Annotated in this window: 10 protein-coding genes; 9 read left to right on the forward strand and 1 reads right to left on the reverse strand. The window is 66.8% G+C overall.

The features are described 5' to 3' along the window. Nucleotides 1–104: 104 nt before the first annotated feature. Nucleotides 105–1,421 carry a dicarboxylate/amino acid:cation symporter gene (locus VD964_RS23835; RefSeq protein ID WP_324870983.1) on the reverse strand — a complete coding sequence of 439 codons (1,317 nt, stop codon included), beginning with the start codon at nucleotides 1,419–1,421 and terminating at the stop codon, nucleotides 105–107. 271 nt (nucleotides 1,422–1,692) lie between these two features. Between VD964_RS23835 and VD964_RS23840 the strand changes: the two genes are divergently transcribed. The 9 genes from VD964_RS23840 (at nucleotide 1,693) to treY (ending at nucleotide 18,703) form a co-directional block, all read left to right on the forward strand. Next, on the forward strand, nucleotides 1,693–3,537 hold the full coding sequence (locus tag VD964_RS23840) for an ATP-binding protein (protein WP_324870984.1): 1,845 nt from the start codon (nucleotides 1,693–1,695) through the stop codon (nucleotides 3,535–3,537). Beyond that, nucleotides 3,534–4,904, forward strand: a complete 1,371-nt coding sequence (locus VD964_RS23845) for a sigma-54 dependent transcriptional regulator (protein ID WP_324870985.1) — start codon at nucleotides 3,534–3,536, stop codon at nucleotides 4,902–4,904. Before VD964_RS23840 ends, VD964_RS23845 begins: the two co-directional genes overlap by 4 nt. A gap of 313 nt (nucleotides 4,905–5,217) precedes the next feature. Further along, nucleotides 5,218–5,871 (forward strand): hypothetical protein, encoded by a 654-nt coding sequence (locus tag VD964_RS23850; RefSeq protein WP_324870986.1) that lies wholly within the window; start codon nucleotides 5,218–5,220, stop codon nucleotides 5,869–5,871. 38 nt (nucleotides 5,872–5,909) lie between these two features. After that, nucleotides 5,910–6,644, forward strand: coding sequence for an MBOAT family O-acyltransferase (locus VD964_RS23855; RefSeq protein ID WP_324870987.1), 735 nt, complete (start codon nucleotides 5,910–5,912; stop codon nucleotides 6,642–6,644). A 26-nt stretch (nucleotides 6,645–6,670) separates the two neighbouring features. Next, nucleotides 6,671–7,792, forward strand: coding sequence for an alginate O-acetyltransferase AlgX-related protein (locus VD964_RS23860; protein ID WP_324870988.1), 1,122 nt, complete (start codon nucleotides 6,671–6,673; stop codon nucleotides 7,790–7,792). A gap of 104 nt (nucleotides 7,793–7,896) precedes the next feature. Beyond that, nucleotides 7,897–9,585, forward strand: a complete 1,689-nt coding sequence (locus VD964_RS23865) for a hypothetical protein (RefSeq protein ID WP_324870989.1) — start codon at nucleotides 7,897–7,899, stop codon at nucleotides 9,583–9,585. Between the two features lie 224 nt (nucleotides 9,586–9,809). Continuing rightward, a complete protein-coding gene (locus VD964_RS23870) occupies nucleotides 9,810–10,118 on the forward strand; it encodes a hypothetical protein (protein ID WP_109086367.1) in 309 nt (102 codons plus the stop codon). Between the two features lie 120 nt (nucleotides 10,119–10,238). Further along, a complete protein-coding gene (gene treZ, locus VD964_RS23875; RefSeq protein WP_324870991.1) occupies nucleotides 10,239–15,857 on the forward strand; it encodes a malto-oligosyltrehalose trehalohydrolase in 5,619 nt (1,872 codons plus the stop codon). Nucleotides 15,858–15,922: 65 nt separating this feature from the next. Beyond that, entirely contained in the window at nucleotides 15,923–18,703 is a 2,781-nt protein-coding gene (gene treY / locus VD964_RS23880; RefSeq protein WP_324870992.1) for a malto-oligosyltrehalose synthase, read from the forward strand. Nucleotides 18,704–18,855: the final 152 nt, after the last annotated feature.

The raw sequence follows: 18,855 nt of genomic DNA on the forward strand, positions 1-18,855 counted from the left end.
AACCGTCCCCCTTACCTTACAGGATCCGCGGACGGGCCGGATGGATCATCTTTGGAATTTCCAAATCCGGCCCCGCATGCGTGACGCGTGTCTTTTGCGTATCGTCAGAGCCGGGCCAGCGCCGGCTCCTTGAAGTGCTGCTGGTACTCGGCGACCGCCTTGGTCTCGTCGAACTCGCCTTCCATCTTGGCGACGACGACGGTGGCGACGCCGTTGCCGACCAGATTGGTCAGGGCACGGGCTTCCGACATGAAGCGGTCGACGCCCAGCAGCAGGGCCAGACCTTCGATCGGCAGCACGCCGGTGGCCGACAGGGTGGCGGCCAGCGTCACGAAGCCGCCGCCGGTCACCGCCGCAGCACCCTTCGAGGTCAGCATCAGGATGACCAGGATGTAGAGCTGCTGCCAGATCGTCAGGTCGACGTTGAAGGCCTGGGCGATGAAGATCGCGGCCATCGACAGGTAGATGGAGGTGCCGTCCAGGTTGAAGGAGTAGCCGGTCGGGATGACGAGGCCGACGACATGCTTGGAGCAGCCGAACTTCTGCATCTTCTCCATCATGCGCGGCAGCACGGACTCCGAGGAGGAGGTGCCGAGCACGATCAGCAGTTCCTGGCGGATGTAGCGGATGAAGTTCCAGATGCTGAAGCCATAGGCCTTCGCGATGCCGCCCAGCACGACGAAGACGAAGATCGCCATCGTGATGTAGACCGACGCCATCAACTGGCCTAGCGCGGTGAGCGAGGAGATGCCGTACTTGCCGATGGTGAAGGACATGGCGCCGAAGGCACCGACCGGGGCGACGCGCATCAGGATGCCGATCACGCCGAACAGGGCGTGGCCGATCTTGTCGAAGATGTCCTCGACCACCTTGCCCTTCTGGCCCATGGCGGACAGCGCGACACCGAACACCACGGCGAAGAACAGGATCTGCAGCATGTCGCCCTGGACGAACGCGCCGACGACGTTGTCCGGCACGATGCCGACGACGAAGTCGATGAAGCCGTGTTCCTTGGCAGTGGTGGCGTATTTCTGCACCGAATCGGCCTGCAACTGGCCGGGCACGATGTTCATGCCGGCGCCCGGACGCACGAGGTTGACGACCAGCAGGCCGATGCCGAGCGCGAAGGTGGTCACAACCTCGAAATACAGCAGCGCCTTGCCGCCGACCTTGCCCACCTTCTTCAGGTTGCCGATCGAGGAGATACCGGTCACGACCGTCAGGAAGACGATCGGACCGATCACCATCTTGACCATCTTGATGAACAGGTCGCCCAGCGGCTTCATCTGCACCGCGATGGACGGATAGAAATGGCCCAGCAGGATGCCGATGGTGATGGCGGTCAGAACCTGGAAGGTCAGGTTGGTGTAGAAGGGCTTCTTCGCCCCGTCCCGGCGCGCGTCGATGGCGTGTGCGCTCATGTTGCTCTCCTCGTGGCGTTCCTTGGAACGGCGTTCCTGACGGGGTGCCCGTTCTTTCGTCCGGCTTTGGCGCCGGCTGGGCGGGCGGCCCCCAACTGATTGCCTGTGAAAGCAAGCGGTGGGCCAATTGCTGAATCCAGCAACATCAAGCATTTGGCGAATGACGGAGGGCGAGAATCCGCACGACACGGGCCGTTCCGATGTGCGAAAATCCGCACACTTCACAGCGCTGCGGCATCTTTGTTGCGGCGCAGCAAGACGAAAGACGCTGTTGCTTAGCGATCCGAACGACCCGGCGACAGATTCCACCGCCCATTCCGCCGCTCCACCGGCACCTGCCCCGCCGTCCCGCGCGGTGCAGATGGTGGCACGGGCGCTGGAACGACCGCGCCGGTTGCTGATGGCGGCGCTGCTGCTGGGCGTGCCGGTGGCGGCGGCTCTGGCGGCCGGCTGGGCGTCGTCGCTGGCGCAGGACGATTTGCGGGACAGTGCGCGGGCGCAGCTGACACTCTACAACGCCAATCTCCGGGCGGAGTTGGAGCGGCATGCCGCCGTTCCCCTGGCGCTGGCCCAGGATGCGGAGGTCCGCGCCCTGCTGGCCTATCCGTCGCCGGCGGCGATGGACCGGCTGAACCGCAAGCTGGAGGACATCGCGCAGGCGTTGGACGCGCTGGCGCTCTATGTGATGGACGCCAAGGGCACGACGGTGGCGGCCAGCAACTGGAATGACGCCGCCAGCTTCGTGGGTGAGAATTTCTCCTACCGGCCCTATTTCCGCATGGCGATCGACCAGGGGGAGGGCCACCACTTCGCGCGGGGCACAACCTCGCTGGTGCCGGGCTACTACACCGCCAACCGGGTGGTGGCGGAAAACCGCACAGTGGGCGCGGTGGTGCTGAAACTGGGCTTCGACCGGCTGGAACGGGCCTGGGCGCCGGGGCAGGAAAAGCTGCTGGTGACCGACCGCGACGGGGTGGTCTTCATCACCAACATGCCGTCCTGGCGCTATCGCGCCCTGCCCCGCCGGCTGCCGATCAGTCTGCCGATCATCCCGCAGGGCGCCGGCGAGGGGCTGGACGTGCTGCCCTGGGTCTTCGGCGGCGCGTCCGACCGCATCGCGCTGGAGGAAAAGGGCGGGCTTCGCCACTATCTGCTGTCGTCGGTGGCCATGCCCGGCGGCGATTGGACCCTGCACAGCCTGACCAGCCTGGATCCGGTGACGGCCCGCGCCTGGGTCGCCGGCCTGCTCGCCGCGGCAGTGGTGGCGATGGCCGCACTCACCGCCTATGCCGTGGCGCTCCGCCGCGTCGCCCTGGTCGAGCGCATCGCCCTGCAGGAGGAATCGCGGGCGGAGCTGGAACGTCGGGTTGCCGCCGCCACCGCCGATCTGCGCGCGGCGGAAAACGAGCTGACCCAGGCGGCGAAGCTGGCGGCATTGGGCCAGATGTCGGCGGGCATCGCGCATGAGATCAATCAGCCTCTGGCCGCCATGCGCAGCTTCGCCGACAATGCGGTCGTACTGCTGGAGCGCGGGCGGACGGACGCGGTGCGCGACAACCTGGCGGAGATCGCGGAACTGACCGACCGCATGGCGGCCATCACCCGCCAGTTGAAGGGGTTCGCACGCCGCGCCTCCGGCACGCTGGGGCCGGTGTCGGTCCATGCCGCCGTCGGGCAAGCCCTGGCGCTGCTGGAGTCCAAACTGCGGCGGGACGATATCGCGGTCGAGGTCGACCTGCCCGACCGGCCGGTCCGTGTGGTGGGCGAGGATGTGCGGCTTCAGCAGGTGCTGGTCAACCTGATCGGCAACGCGACGGACGCCATGCGAGGCTGTCCCGTGCGCCGCCTGCGCATCGGGCTGGTCACGGCGGACGGGGAGGCGCTGCTGAGCATCGCCGATACCGGCAGCGGCATCGCCGAGGCCGACCTGCCCCGCCTGTTCGTTCCCTTCTTCACCACCAAGGAGGCCGGCGAGGGGCTGGGGCTCGGCCTGTCGATCAGCCACGGCATCGTCGAGGATTTCGGCGGCAGCCTGACCGCCGCCAACCGGAACGGGAAGCCCGGCCAAGGCGCCGTCTTCACTTTGCGGCTCAAGACCACGGAGCAGCCTGCATGACCCGGTCCCTTTCCGAAAGCACCGCCCATGATGACGCCGGCAGCGTCCTGTTCGTGGACGACGAGCGCGCGGTGAGGGTTGCCGGGCAGCAGGCGCTCGAACTGGCGGGGTTCGAGGTGACGGCCTGCGACGGGGCGGAGCGGGCGCTGCGCCATCTCGGCCGTGATTGGCCGGGCTGCCTCGTCACCGATGTGCGGATGCCGCAGATGGATGGGCTGGCATTGCTGGCGCGGGTGCAGGAGATCGATCCCGACCTACCGGTCATCCTGATCACCGGGCATGGCGACGTGCCGATGGCGGTCGAGGCGATGCGCAACGGCGCCTATGATTTCCTGGAGAAGCCCTTCCCGTCCGACCGTCTGACCGAGATCGCCCGCCGCGCGGTGGAGAAGCGCCGGCTGGTGATGGAGAACCGCCGGCTGCGGGCGCAGATCGCCGGCGGCGCCGATCCCGCCGGAACCATCGTCGGCCGCACCCCCGGCATCGAGCGGCTGCGCACCACCATATCAGCAGTCGCCGATACCGACGCCGATGTTCTGGTGTTCGGCGAAACCGGCACCGGCAAGGAGATGGTCGCCCGCGCGCTGCACGAGGCAAGCGGACGTCGCAAGAATCCCTTCGTCGCGCTGAACTGCGGCGCCATGCCGGAATCGATCTTCGAGAGCGAGTTGTTCGGGCATGAGGCCGGCGCCTTCACCGGCGCCGCCAAGCGGCGCGTCGGCCGGATCGAGCATGCCAGCGGCGGCACCCTGTTCCTGGACGAAATCGAAAGCATGCCGCTGTCGCTGCAGGTGAAGCTGCTGCGGGTGATTCAGGAACGGGTGGTCGAGCCGCTGGGATCGAACGAGCAGGTGCCGGTCGACCTGCGGGTGGTCGCCGCCACCAAGGCGGACCTGCGGCAGGCGGCGGATGCCGGGACGTTCCGTGCCGACCTCTATTACCGGCTGAACGTGGTGGTGCTGACCATCCCGCCGCTGCGCGAACGGCGGGACGACATTCCGCTGCTGTTCCAGCATTTCGTCGCCCAGGCCGCCACACGGTACAACCGCGAACCGCGCGTGCCTTCTCGCGAGCAGATGCAGCGTCTGATGAGCCAGGACTGGCCGGGCAATGTCCGCGAACTGCGCAACGCCGCAGACCGCTTCGTGCTGGGGCTGGAGGATGTGGCAGCTGTGCCGGTGTCGGCACCGTCCACTCTGTCGTTGGCCGAGCAGGTGGATCTGTTCGAAAAGGGCCTGATCCAGTCCGAACTCGCCCGTCATCGCGGCAGCGTGAAGGCCGCCATCGAGGCGCTGAACATCCCGCGCAAGACCTTCTACGACAAATTGAAGCGTTACGGGCTGAGCCGCGACGATTTTCTGGACTGAAGGCGGTACGACATTTCATACCCCATAAGGGGTAACAAAAGAGGTTTGCTATAGGAATGATGTTGCGTCAATTTGCGTGCCGTTGACCAACATTTCCGCGGCTATGGCTATGGCGCAAGACCACGTATTTCCCAGACCGCTTCGCTGCTTCAACCGTAGGAAGGGCGAGCATTTTCCCACCACCATCATGGTCGAGCGGGTCTAGACACCTCCCCGATTTGGGGTATGCCGAGTGTCGTTCAGGACCGACGCGCTTCTCATCTGGAAAGTCCGGCACCATGAGCGCGCAGTGAATATGAAATTCGGGTGAAATATGGTTTTCAGCTCTATCTTGTTCATTTTTTATTTTCTGCCGGTATTTCTTTTTTGCTATTACTCATTGCCGTTTAAGCACGCCACCCTCCTTTTATTCAGCTTGATTTTCTATGCGTATGGCGAGGTGATCTATACCTACGTCATGCTGTTGTCGATCCTCATCAATTATGCCTTCGGGCTATGGATCGCCGGGGGAGAGGGGCGGAGCCGCAAACTCGCCCTGGGTGCCGGTGTGGTCGTCAACCTGGGCATCCTCGTTTATTTCAAATACCTGGGCTTCTTTTACGAAATGCTGGCCGCGATGGCCCCGAACCTGCTGTCCGACCCGCCGCAGGTGCATCTGCCGCTCGGCATCTCGTTTTTCACCTTCCATGCGCTGTCATACCTGATCGATGTCTACCGCCGGCAGGTTCCGGTGGAGCGCAGCCTGATCTACGTCGCCGTCTACATCACCATGTTCCCTCAACTCGTGGCTGGGCCGATCATCCGCTTCCACGACATCCGGGACGAGATCCACAACCGCAGGGTCAACGCGGGCCTGTTCGCCGAGGGCATTCAGATCTTCGTGATCGGCCTTGCGCAGAAGGTGCTGATCGCCAACACGGTGGCGGTGGCGGCGGACCAGATTTTCGCGCTGGACCCACAGGGCTGAGCCTGCCGGTCGCGTGGCTGGGCATCCTCTGCTACACGTTGCAGATCTTCTTCGATTTCTGCGGTTACTCGACCATGGCCATCGGGCTGGGGTTGATGATCGGCTTCCACTTCCCGCTGAACTTCAACTATCCCTACATCGCACAGTCGATCACCGAGTTCTGGCGCCGCTGGCACATCTCGCTGTCGATGTGGTTCCGCGACTACCTCTACATTCCATTGGGCGGCAACCGTGCCGGGCCGCTGGTCACCTACCGGAACCTGCTCGTCGTCTTCTTCCTGTGCGGCCTCTGGCATGGCGCCAACTGGACCTTCGTGGTCTGGGGTCTGTGGCACGGCGCCTTCCTGGTGTTCGAGCGGCTGGGTATCGCGCGGCTGCTCGACCGGTCGGTGCCGGCGATCCGCCACGCCTACACGCTGCTGGTGGTGATGATCGGCTGGGTGTTCTTCCGCGCCGACACGCTGGGGCATGCCTGGACCTTCCTGAAGGCCATGGCCGGAGCCGGCCAGCCAAGCCCTCTGGCGCCCCACGTCCTCCAGTTCCTGACGCCGGAGACCGCCACCGCGCTGGTCATCGGCGTGGTCGCGGCGACACCGGTGCTTGGCCGGCTGGTGCGGGCCGGGCTTGACGCGGCGCGGAGCGCGGCCGGCGGGCGCATCCTGGTCGGCACGGGCGAGGCGCTGTACCTAGCCGGTCTGCTCGGCATGTTCGCGCTGGCCGTCATGAGTCTCGCTGCCGGCACCTACAACCCGTTCATCTACTTCCGGTTCTGACCATGCGAACGGTGACTCTCGGTATCGTGCACAGCACGCTTTTGCAGAAGCTGTGCATCGGACTTTTTCTGGCGCTCCTCCTGCTGCCCATGATCGGCCAGATCGTATCCGTGGGAACGGGTGTGACGGCGACCGAGATGCGGGCGCCGAACGCGCTGCCCGACCTGCCCGGTACCGTCGAGGAGTTCTCCGTCCTGCCGCAGCGCTTCGAGGCATGGCTGAAGGACCATTTCGGCTTCCGCAACCATCTCGTGCTCGCCAACAACCTGATCCGGGTCAAGGTTTTCGGCCAGAGCACCTCGCCGCTGGTCGTGCTCGGCCGGGACGGCTGGCTGTTCTACACAGGCGAACATGCGCTCGAGCAGACGCGCGGCATCGACCGCTTCACGCCGGAAGAATTGGACCGCTGGATCGACGTGATGGAGCGGCGGCAGGCCTGGCTGGCGGAGCGCGGCATCCCCATGCTGATGGTCGCCATTCCCAACAAGGAGCGCGTGTACCGCGAGGAACTGCCGGCCTGGGCCACCCTGGTGAACCCGGAAAGCCGGATGGACCAGATCGTCCGGCGACTGGCGGAGCGGCGCTCGCCGCTGGTGTTCAAGGACATGACCGCTGACCTCGTCGCCGCCAAGAAGGACATGAAAGTCTACCACCAGGCCGACACGCACTGGACGGTCGAGGCCGCCTTCGCCATCGGATATCAGGGGATCATGGAGTGGATCAAGACGGTCCGTCCGGATTTCACGCCGCTGACCCCGGCCGACATGAAGCGAACCCTCGCCATGCGCCAGGGCGCAGACCTCGACCTCGCCCGCATGCTGGGACTGGCGGCGGTTTACCAGGAGGAGGAGGTCCGCTATGACTTCGCCGGACCGCCCAAGCTTCGCAGCGCCGACGCCTCGATGCCGAACGGCATCGTCCAGAACATTCTGCGTGCCGACCTGCCGACCGCGCCGAGCGTGGTGTGGTTCCGGGACTCCTTCACCATCTCCATGATCCCTTACATTGCCGAAACCTTCCGCGAGGCAGTCGTCACCGAGCACAAGGGGCTGCGCTTCGACAAGCCGCTGATCGAGGAGCGCAAGCCGGATGTGGTCGTCTACCAGTTCGTCGAGCGGTCCCTCAACGCTCCCATCCCGGCGGAATGATCCAAGTAATCTTCTGTCGATACTGCGAAACAAATGGGTCTTGATTTTGAAGGGTTATTGCCCTAGCCTACTTGTGGTTAATTAACCATATGGCGGCCACTGAGATGGGCGTTGTATCCTCCAAAGCCTTCCGCTTCTTCAACCGTAGGACGGGAGAGTATTTCTATACGGGGAGCACGGCCGAACGGGATGGCATCATCGCCGCAAGAGCCGACATGACGTATGAAGGCGTCGCTTTCCTGCCGGGAGGCAGTGCCAGCACTCCGGTGTCGGTGGCCCGCTTCATCAGGCTGGATACGGGGGAGCATTTCTACACCGCCAGCGCCGTCGAGCGGGATTACATCCTCCAGAACATGTCGGACAATTTCCGCCTGGAGGATTCGGAGGCATTTCTTGTTTCCGCGACGCCGGATTATCAATTCTCCCAGCCCGTCTACCGGTTCCTGGACACGGCCACCGGCAACCATTTCCTCACCGCGTCGGAAAGCGAGCGGGACGGGGTGATGGCGGCCCTGCCGAGCTATCGCTACGAAGGGGTGGCGTTCTACGCAAAGCCGACCCCGCCGCTTCCCCCTGCCCCGTCGGGGAATTTCGACGAGGCGTGGTATCTCCAGGCCTACCCGGACGTACGCGATGCGGTGAATGCCGGCTTGATGACCGCCCGCGTCCATTACGACGTTTTCGGCAAGCGGGAAGGCCGGATGCCGAACGACATGGCGGCCCTTGCCGGCAACGACCGCTGGATCGCCTTCGACGGCGCGCCCGGCCATGTCCGAATCCTGAACGGCGGTGCCGGCGACGACATCCTGGACGGGATCGACGGATACACGATCTCCAACAGCACGATGGTCGGCGCCTACATCGGCTACAGCGACTTCAGCGACGTGCTGTTCGGCGAAACCGGCAACGACACGCTGTACGGCGCGCAGAACGACACCCTGAATGGCGGAAGCGGCAACGACACCTACTACGTTCATTCGTCCGGCGTTCTGGTGACCGAAGGTGCGAATGCCGGGATCGATGAAGTTGTCCTGATCGAAGACAGCAACAGCGGCTATTTCAACCACTCCATGCCGGCTAATGTCGAGCGGCTGCGGGTGTTCATCACCCCGATCATCAATCCATCGGTTCCCACCGTTGCCGGGAGTGCCGGGGACGACTGGATCGGTGCAGGCGGCACCACCGCCCCGATCCGCCTTCTGGGCGGCGCAGGCAATGACACGTTGAATGGCGGTCTCGGCAGCGGCGGCGGCGCGGTCGTGGAGGGTGGCACCGGCAACGACTATTTGCTGGCGGTCGGATTCAACGACGCACGTTTCTATACGTGGCTGGCATCGGGCAGCGATACGCTGAACGGCGGTGACGGCGACGACACGCTGGTGGCCTGGACCGGCAACGATCGCCTGACCGGCGGCGCCGGTGCCGATACCGTCCTCGTCGACTTCGCCACTCCCCCGAACCTGCTCTGGCAGGATCCGAAGGCTTGGACCTCCTATCCGGGGGGCGGCGGCAACCTTTCCTATGTCCTGTGGTCGGGCACGTCGGTGACGACGGTCACCGATTTCCAACCGGGTGTCGACGTGCTGAGCTTCCGCCACAGCTCGCTCAGTCTTTCCGACATCATGGCGCGCTTCAACGACCGTGCCGACGGGATGGGAGTGGTGGCGAGCTTCACCACCAGCGAATTCGGGCTGTCGGTGACGGGCGACGCCAACAACACCTTCACGCTCTCGCTCGACGGCCTAACCCGGTCCCAGGTCTCTGCGAACTGGTTCGCGGTTTCTTCGACCTGACGGCGTAGCCGGCCGCCCTGCCCCTCTCCCATCGGGGCAGTTGACGGCGGCTCCCGCTTGCCAGCCCTGCACTCGGTTCCCATGTGCCGTCTCCACCTGCGCGGCTGTCGCCGCGGGTGGAGCGGCGGGACGGACCTTTCCTTCGTTCCGGCTGTTGTATCGAAAGAACATGCAGCATCGACGTCGATGGGGACGGCCTGAGAATGTCACCGAGGATTAGCACCATGACCCCCCGTCTCCTTGCGGAGCTTCTGGAACCGATCCTGACCGCAGCGGAAGACGACGAAGAGGCCCTGTCCGAGGCCGTGAACCTGACCGCGGAGGCAATGGCGGCGCTGGGCGCCACCGTGCTCGACCCGGACGGTCAGCCGGCGCGCGGGGTGTCCGATGAACGGGCCGTCGTCGCCGCGCTCAACACCCACGCGCACAACCTGATGCGCGACGGGCGGCTCGACGACGTCGTCGAGGCTCTGCAAGTGGCCGAGCGGATCGGCCGCCTTGCCCATCTGCCGCACCACCCGCGGACTGTCTGACCACTCTTTCGGGAGAAGGGCGCGGTCGTTCGTAGAAGCGGCTTCGCGGGTGCGGGAACTCCCTCCCTCCGTGCTGTTTGAGCGACGTGCCACCCAGCGCTCAACAGGGGAGGAGCCCTCGTGCCCACCGCGCCGCAGCCACACGCCCATTCGAATGTCCTGGCGAGCCCTCTGGAAGGCGAGATCCTGTCGCGTCTCCAGGACTCCCTGCTGCCGGACCATCTGCTGACCCGCCGCTGGTATGCTGCCAAGGATGCCGGCCGTCCGGTCGTGCGCATCGTCGATGCCCTGCCCCTGCCCCTGGCCGGAGGATCGCAGGCGCAGCTCTGCCTGCTGCGCGTCGAGCCGCCGGGGCGGGAACCGCAGCTCTACCAGCTTCCGCTGATCCTCGACCGCGGCACGGGGGAGGATCCGTCGGTGATCAAGGGAACCGAGGATCTGCCGGTCGCCGGCCGCCTGCGCGACGGCTATGCCGATGACGGCGTGGTCCGTGCGCTGCTGGGCGCCGTCCTGAACCGTAACCTGGAAGCGGGCGAAACGGCCTTGTCCCCCGGCCTCACCGCCGGCCACACCCGCGCCTGCGAAGCGCTGGGCGACAGGCTGGGCGCGGACGCCCCGCTGCACCGGATGACGGCGGAACAATCCAACACCTCCATCCGCGTCGGCGACGTCGCCATTCTGAAGGGCCTGCGCAAGCTGGAGCCCGGCACCCACCCGGAACTGGAGGTCAGCCGCTTCCTGACCGAGGTCGCGCAGTTCCCCAACACGCCGGCATTGCTGGGCTGGGTGGAGCGGGCCAACAGCTCCGGCTCCACCACCCTGTGCGTGATGCAGGAACTGGTGCCGGAGGCCAAGGACGCCTGGGGCCATGTCACCGGATACCTGAACGACCGTGTCGCCCGATTTGCCGACAGCGATGCCGCCCAGGCCGGCGATGCCACCGCCGACGCCGACAGCGTCGCCTTCCTGCGCCTTCTCGGCCAGCGGACGGCGGAATTGCACCGCGCGCTCGCCACCCCCGGCGGCGGCGATGCCTTCACACCGGAGCCGGCGACGGCGGAGCGGCTGAAGGAATGGGCGGGCGGCGTACGCACCCTGGCGAAGCGGGTGCTGGAGCGGCTGCGCGCCGCGGCACCGACGCTTGACCCGGCCATCGCGCCTCAGGCCACGGCTCTCGCCGCCAGCGAAGCGGCGATGATGGCGCAGATCGACGCGCTGATCCCGCCGACCGCCGACCTCAGCGCCATGCGCCTGCACGGCGACTATCACCTGGGTCAGGTGCTGGTGTCGCGCGGCGACGTGCAGATCGTCGATTTCGAAGGCGAGCCGATGCGGCCGCTGGCCGAACGGCGGGCCAAGCATTGCATCCTGCGCGATGTGGCCGGCATGCTGCGCTCCATCGCCTACGCCGCCGCCATGGCCCGCGACGCGATGCCGGCCGACATCGACGGGCCGTCGCGCGATGCCCGCACGGCGTGGCTCTCCTGGTGGGAGGGCGCCGCTTCGGCCGCCTTCCTCGACGGCTACCGCAACGCCATCGGCGATTGCCCCGGCTTCCCGCGCGACCCGCAGGCGGCGCCGGCGCTGCTGAAGCTCTTCCTGTTGGAAAAGGCGCTGTACGAGGTCGGCTACGAGCTTGCCAACCGGCCGGACTGGGTGGCGATCCCGCTGGCCGGCGTCACCGCCATCATCCGCGCCGATGCCGGGCCGGAAATCGCCAGCCGCGACCGTGACCGCATCGCCCCGGTGGACGAGCGACGCCGCAGCCATTCCATGCCCTTCGGGGCGGAGGTGCAGGCAGACGGCTCCGTCCGCTTCTCCATCTGGGCGCCGTCGGCGGCGTCGGTCCTGCTGTCGATCGACGATGGCGGCCAGCCGGTCGGCATGGAGGACCAGGGCGACGGCTGGTTCAGCCTGACCACCGCGCGGGCACAGGCAGGCAGCCGCTACCGCTTCGTCCTGCCGGACGGGCTGGCGGTGCCCGACCCGGCGTCGCGCTTCCAGCCGGATGACGTGCATGGCTCGTCGGAGGTGATCGACCCCGGCGTCCATGCCTGGACCGATGCCGCTTGGACCGGCCGGCCCTGGCACGAGACGGTGCTGTACGAGCTGCATGTCGGCACCTTCACCGAGGAAGGCACCTTCCTGTCGGCCATCGACCGGCTGGACGACCTGGTCGAGCTGGGCGTCACCGCGATCGAGCTGATGCCGGTGGCCGACTTCCCCGGCACGCGCAACTGGGGCTATGACGGCGTTCTGCCCTTCGCCCCCGACAGCGCCTATGGCCGGCCGGAGGACCTGAAGACCCTGGTGCAGGAGGCGCATGCCCGCGGGCTGATGGTCTTCCTCGACGTCGTCTACAACCATTTCGGTCCGGAGGGGAATTACCTCCACGCCTTCGCCAACAGCTTCTTCACCGACCGCCACAAGACGCCCTGGGGGGCGGCGATCAACGTCGATGGCGAGCGCAGCGGGCCGGTGCGCGACTTCTTCATCCACAACGCGCTCTATTGGCTTGAGGAGTATCACCTCGACGGCCTGCGGCTGGACGCGGTCCACGCCATCATCGACGACAGCGATCGCCATGTTCTGGAAGAATTGGCGGAGCGGGTGCACAGCCATTTCCAGAACCAGCGCCATGTCCATCTGGTGCTGGAGAACGACGCCAACCAGGCGCGTTTCCTGGCCCGCCATCGCGAGGGCGACCCGCGCTGGCACTCCGCCCAGTGGAACGACGACCTGCACCACTGCCTGCACAGCGCGGCCACGGGCGAAGACGGCGGCTATTACGCCGACTACGCCCACGATCCGGCCAAATGGGGCCGCGCCCTGGCGGAGGGCTTCGCCTTCCAGGGTGATCCGTCGGCCTACCGCGACGGCGAGCTGCGCGGGGAGCCGTCGGCGCATCTGCCGCCCACCGCCTTCGTCACCTTCATCCAGAACCACGACCAGATCGGCAACCGCGCCTTCGGCGAGCGCATCTCCCACATCGCCAAGGCCGAAGCGGTGCGCGCCGCGACCATCCTCTATCTGCTCGGCCCCGGCATCCCCATGCTGTTCATGGGCGAGGAATGGGCATCGGCCAAACCCTTCCCCTTCTTCTGCGACTTCGGCGAGGAGTTGGCCGAGGCGGTGCGCAAGGGCCGGGCGGAGGAGTTCGCCAAGTTCCCCGAATTCCAGGACCCCGACGCCCGCGCCCGCATTCCCGATCCGACCGCGCCGGAAACGGCGGAGTCGGCCAAGCTGGACTGGGACGCCCGTGGGACACCGGAGCATGCGGAGTGGCTCGACTGGTATCGCCGCGCCCTGGCTCTGCGCCGGACGGAGATCGTGCCGCGTCTGGACGGCGTTCCCGGCGGTGCATCCGGCCATGGCGTGGTCGGCAAGACCGGCCTGACCGTCTGCTGGAAGCTGGGCGACGGCAGCCGGCTGCATGCCTTCGCCAATCTGGCCGACACGCCGGCTTCCGGCTTCCCCGAGGCCACGGGCCGCGTGCTGTGGACGGAAGGCGAGGGGCTGACCGGCGACACGCTCGGCCCCTGGTCGGTGGTGCTGTGGCTGGAGGAGGCCTCGGCGCTCGATCGGCTGGCCGACCGCATGGGCATCGAACGCTCCTTCGACAATGCCGCCGGGGAAACGGTGACGGCCAGCGAGGAGACCATCCGCGCCCTGTTATCGGCCATGGGGGTCGAGGCGGGGGACGAGGCCGCCGCGCTTGCCCTTCTCGACCGGCTTGACGAGGAGGAATATGGCCGCGCCCTACCCCCGGTGGTGGTCCGCCGCGCGGGCGAGGCGGTGACGGCGCCGGTCACCCTGCCCCACGGCACCCGCACCCTGCGCTACACCCTGACGCTGGAAAGCGGGGAGACGCAGAGCGGCGTCGTCGGCTTCGGCAGCCTGCCGCGCTGCCGCTGCATCACCGTGGGCGACGTGACCTATGCCGAGCGGCGCCTGCCGCTGGGCAAGCTGGACAAGGCCGGCTACCACACGCTGCGGGTCGAGACGGAGCATGGCGTGGCGGAAACCCGGCTGATCCTGGCGCCGGCCCGCTGCCATCTGCCGACGCCGATTCTGGTGGGGGAAAAGCTGTGGGGTCTGTCGGCGCAACTCTACACCCTGCGCAGCGACCATGACTGGGGCATCGGCGATTTCGGCGATTTGCGGACGCTGGCCGACATCGCCGCGGCGCGCGGAGCGGCGGTGGTCGGGCTGAACCCACTGCATGCCATGTTCCTCGACAACCCCGAACATGCCAGCCCTTATTCCCCGGCCAGTCGGCTGTTCCTGAACCCGCTCTACATCGACGTCACCGCGGTGCCGGAATTCATCGATGATGCCGACCTGCGCAGGCAGGTCGCCTCGTCCGAGTTCCGGCAGGCACTGGAGGCGGCCCGCGCCTCCGCCAATGTCGATTACACGGCGGTATCCAGGCTGAAGCTGCCGATCCTGGAAAAGCTGTTCGCCGCCTTCCAGACATCCGCGAAACCGGAACGTCGCGCAGCCTTCGACGCCTTCTGGACCGAGGGCGGAATCGGGCTGGAGCGCTTCGCCACCTTCCAGGCGCTGCGCGAACGCTTTGCGCGTGAGGGCAAGGCTGATTGGCACCAGTGGCCGGCCGAGTTCCACGACGCCGAGGCACCGGCGGTGGAGCAGTTCGCCAAGGAGCATTCCGACCGCGTCGCCTATTTCGTCTGGCTGCAATGGCTGGCGGACGACCAGCTGCGCGCGGCGGCGGAGCGCGCATCCGACCTCGGAATGACGATCGGTTTCTACCGCGACCTCGCGGTCGGCGCCGATGCCGGCGGGGCTGAGACCTGGATGACGCCGCAGGCGGTGGTGGACGCCGCCCATGTCGGGGCGCCGCCCGACCTGTTCAATCCGGCTGGCCAGGACTGGGGACTGCCGCCCTTCCATCCGCGGGCGCTTCGTGTGGCCGGCTATCAGCCCTTCATCGATCTGGTCCGCGCCAACATGCGCCATGCCGGCGCGCTGCGCATCGACCACGCGATGGCGCTCCAGCATGTCTATTGGATCCCCGACGGCAATTCGCCTGGCGAGGGCGCCTATGTCGCCTACCCGATGGAGGAACTGCTGGGCATCCTGGCGCTGGAGAGCCAGCGCCAGCGCTGCCTCGTCGTCGGCGAGGATCTCGGCACCGTTCCGGAGGGCTTCCGCGAACGGATGACCGAGGCCGGGGTGCTGAGCTACCGCGTCGTCTTCTTCGAATGGACCGAGGACGGCGCCTTCAAGGGGCCGGACGAGTATCCGGAGCTGGCGCTCGCCACCGTCGGCAGCCATGACCTCGCCACGCTGCGCGGCTGGTGGGAGGGCGACGACATCGCGCTGAAGGCCGAAAAGGGCCTCTACCCGGCGGATGACGAGGAGGAGAAGCAGCGCACCCGCCGGTCGGCTGACCGCGGCGCCCTGGTGAATGCGCTACGCGCCGCCGAGATCGCCCTGCCCGCCGGCTTCGGTGCCGACAGTCCCTATGACGACACGCTGGACCATGCGGTGCATGCCTTCCTCGCCCGCACCAACGCGGCGCTGGCGGTGGCGCAACTGGACGACCTGACCCGCGAGCGCGATCAGGTCAACCTGCCGGGCACCACCGACCAGTACCCCAACTGGCGCCGCAAGCTGTCGATGACGCTGGAGGAGTTGGCCGACGCGCCGGAACCTGCGGCGGTCGCCGCCATCCTGGCCGCGGCGCGCCCGTCCTCCTCCCCTGCCCGCAGTTGATCACGCAGCCGATCCCAATGGCTCTTCCCAACTCCGCCCTTCCATACTCCGAGGAGCACACACCCATGGCCCCCGCCGCCGGCAAGCCGATCCCTCGTGCGACGTACCGGGTCCAACTGAATGGCGAATTCGGCTTCGACCGCACCGCGGCCATCGCCGACTATATCGCCCGTCTGGGCGTCAGCCATCTCTACGCCTCCCCCTACATGAAGGCGCGGCCGGGCAGCTCCCATGGCTATGACATCGTCAACCACAACGAGCTGAACCCGGAGGTCGGCGACCAGAACGACTTCCGCGATCTGGTGGAGGCGCTGAAGCGCAACAACCTCGGCCAGATCCTGGACTTCGTGCCCAACCACATGGGGGTCGGCGGCGCCGACAACGAATGGTGGTTGAACGTTCTGGAGTGGGGACCTGAAAGCCCGTATGCCGGGTATTTCGACATCGAATGGGAATCCGATTACCGCTATCTGCAGGGCAAGGTGCTGGTGCCGTTCCTGGGCGACCAGTATGGCGCTGTGCTGGTGTCGGGCGGACTGGAGCTTCGCTTCGACAACGAGACCGGCAGCTTCGCCGTCTGGGCCTACGGCACCCACAAGCTGCCGGTGCGGCCGCAGGATTACGGCACCATCCTGGGCAGCGACCACCCGGACCTGGAGCGGATTGCCGACGCCTTCACCCATCTGGCCGATGCGCGCCCGCACCAGCTTCGTCGCGCGTCGGACCTGAAGGCGCAGCTGGCCGAGCTGGTGGCGACCCGGCCGGACGTGGCCGACGCGATCAACCAGCGCCTGTCCGTCTTCCGCGGCTATCAGGGGGAGATCGACAGCTGGGGCCACCTGCACGAGTTGATCGGCTGCCAGAACTGGCGCGTCGCCTATTTCAAGGTGGCGGCCGACGACATCAACTATCGCCGCTTCTTCAACATCAACGAACTGGCCGGCCTGCGCATGGACGAGCCGGAGCTGTTCGACCTCGCCCACCGCATGGTGCTGAAGATGGTGGAGGACGGCACGCTCGACGGCATCCGCATCGACCACATCGACGGGCTGATCGACCCCAGGGGCTATTGCGAGCGGCTGGTCGCGGCATCCTCCAAGCCCTTCTACCTGGTGGTGGAGAAGATCCTCGCCCGGCATGAGCGGCTGCGCGAGGATTGGCCGATCGACGGCACCACCGGCTACGAATACGCCAACCTGATGGGCGGCCTGTTCGTCGATCCCAAGGCGGAGGAGACCTTCACCCGCCTCTACGCCGACTTCATCGGCAGGCGCGACGATTTCGAAGAGGTGGTGCGGCAGTGCAAGATCCGCATCATGGAAAGCGAGATGGCGAGCGAGCTGAACGTGCTGTCGCGCAAGGCGGCACGCATCGCCCGTTCCAACCCCGCCACCGCCGATTTCACCGCCAACATCCTGCATCAGGCGTTGAAGGAGACCATCGCCCGCTTCCCCGTCTACCGCACCTATGTCGACGGCGGCGTGCCGAGCGATCTCGACCGCCGCGACATCGACTGGGCGATCTCACAGGCGCGGCGGGCGGAACAGGGGCCGGACGGCTCGGTCTATGATTTCCTGCAACGGCTGCTGACCACCGATCTGGTGGCGGCACCCAAGAGCGGCTACAGCCACCGGCAGGTCACCCGCTTCGCCATGCGCTTCCAGCAGTACAGCGGGCCGGTGATGGCCAAGGGACTGGAGGACACCGCCTTCTACCGCTACAACCGGCTGGCGGCGCTGAACGAGGTCGGCGGTCATCCCGACCATTTCGGCGTCAGCGTCTCTGCCTTCCACCGTGCCAACCAGGACCGGGCACGCAACTGGCCGGGCAACATGCTGGCCAGCACCACCCACGACACCAAGCGCGGCGAGGACACCCGCGCCCGCCTCTACGCCCTGTCCGAGATGCCGGAGGAGTGGGAGCGGCAGGTCCAGACCTGGAGCCGGCTTCTGCGCGCCCGCCGCGGCGACGTGGAGGGCACCGCCCCCCCCGACCGCAACGACGAGTATCTATTCTATCAGCTTCTTCTGGGGGCCTGGCCGGCGGAGCTGACCGGGGCCTCGGTCGAGCAGATCGAACAATCGGCGATGACCGCCTTCGCCGAGCGCATCGTCGGCGCCATGACCAAGTCGATGCGCGAGGCCAAGGTCCATTCGACCTGGGCGGCGCCGAACGAGGCCTATGAGGGGGCGGTCGTCAGCTTCATCCACGATGCCCTCGACGTCACCCGCCGCAATGCGTTCCTGGAGGCCTTCCTGCCCTTCCAGGCCTCGTTGGCGCGCATTGGCATGGTCAACGGGCTGTCCCAAACCCTGTTGAAGCTGACGAGCCCCGGCGTGCCCGACATCTATCAGGGCTGCGAGCTGTGGAACCTCAGCCTCGTCGATCCCGACAACCGCCTGCCCGTGGATTACGACGCCCGCCGCCGACTGCTGGAGGAGGTGGAGGATGTGGTGGAGCGCGGCACCGTCGCCGGCCTGTTGGAGCGCTGGACCGACGGTGCGGTGAAGCTGGCTGTGACCCGGCAGGCGCTGGCGGTGCGGGCGGAGAAACCGGAGGTCTTCAGTGCCGGCGAGTATCTTCCGCTGGAGGCGACCGGCGATCGCGCCGACCATGTGGTCGCCTATGCCCGCCGCGCCGGCGACGATACGGTGGTGGTGGCGGTCCCGCGTCTGGTCGGCCAACTGGGCGAAAGCCCCGATTGGGGCAACACCGCCATCCCGCTGCCGCGCGGCACCCGCTGGCGCAATCGTCTGACCGGCGCGGAGATCGAGGGCGGCGACGCGGTTTCCGCCGCGACGCTGTTCGCCGATCTGCCGGTGGCGTTGCTGTCGCGAGAGGGGTGAACTCTCCCTCTCCCCCCGGGGAGAGGGTCGGGGTGAGCGACTGTCTGGCCTGTCAAGCTTCCACAGCGAGTCCGGCCCGAACTTCGCGGGCTTTGGCATTGAGCCTGACGAGGAGCTTTCTGGCGAGAGCGACGCGGATTGCCTTTTTGGGT

Origin of the sequence: Azospirillum sp., from assembly GCF_035628975.1 — a bacterium.
Lineage (GTDB): Bacteria > Pseudomonadota > Alphaproteobacteria > Azospirillales > Azospirillaceae > Azospirillum.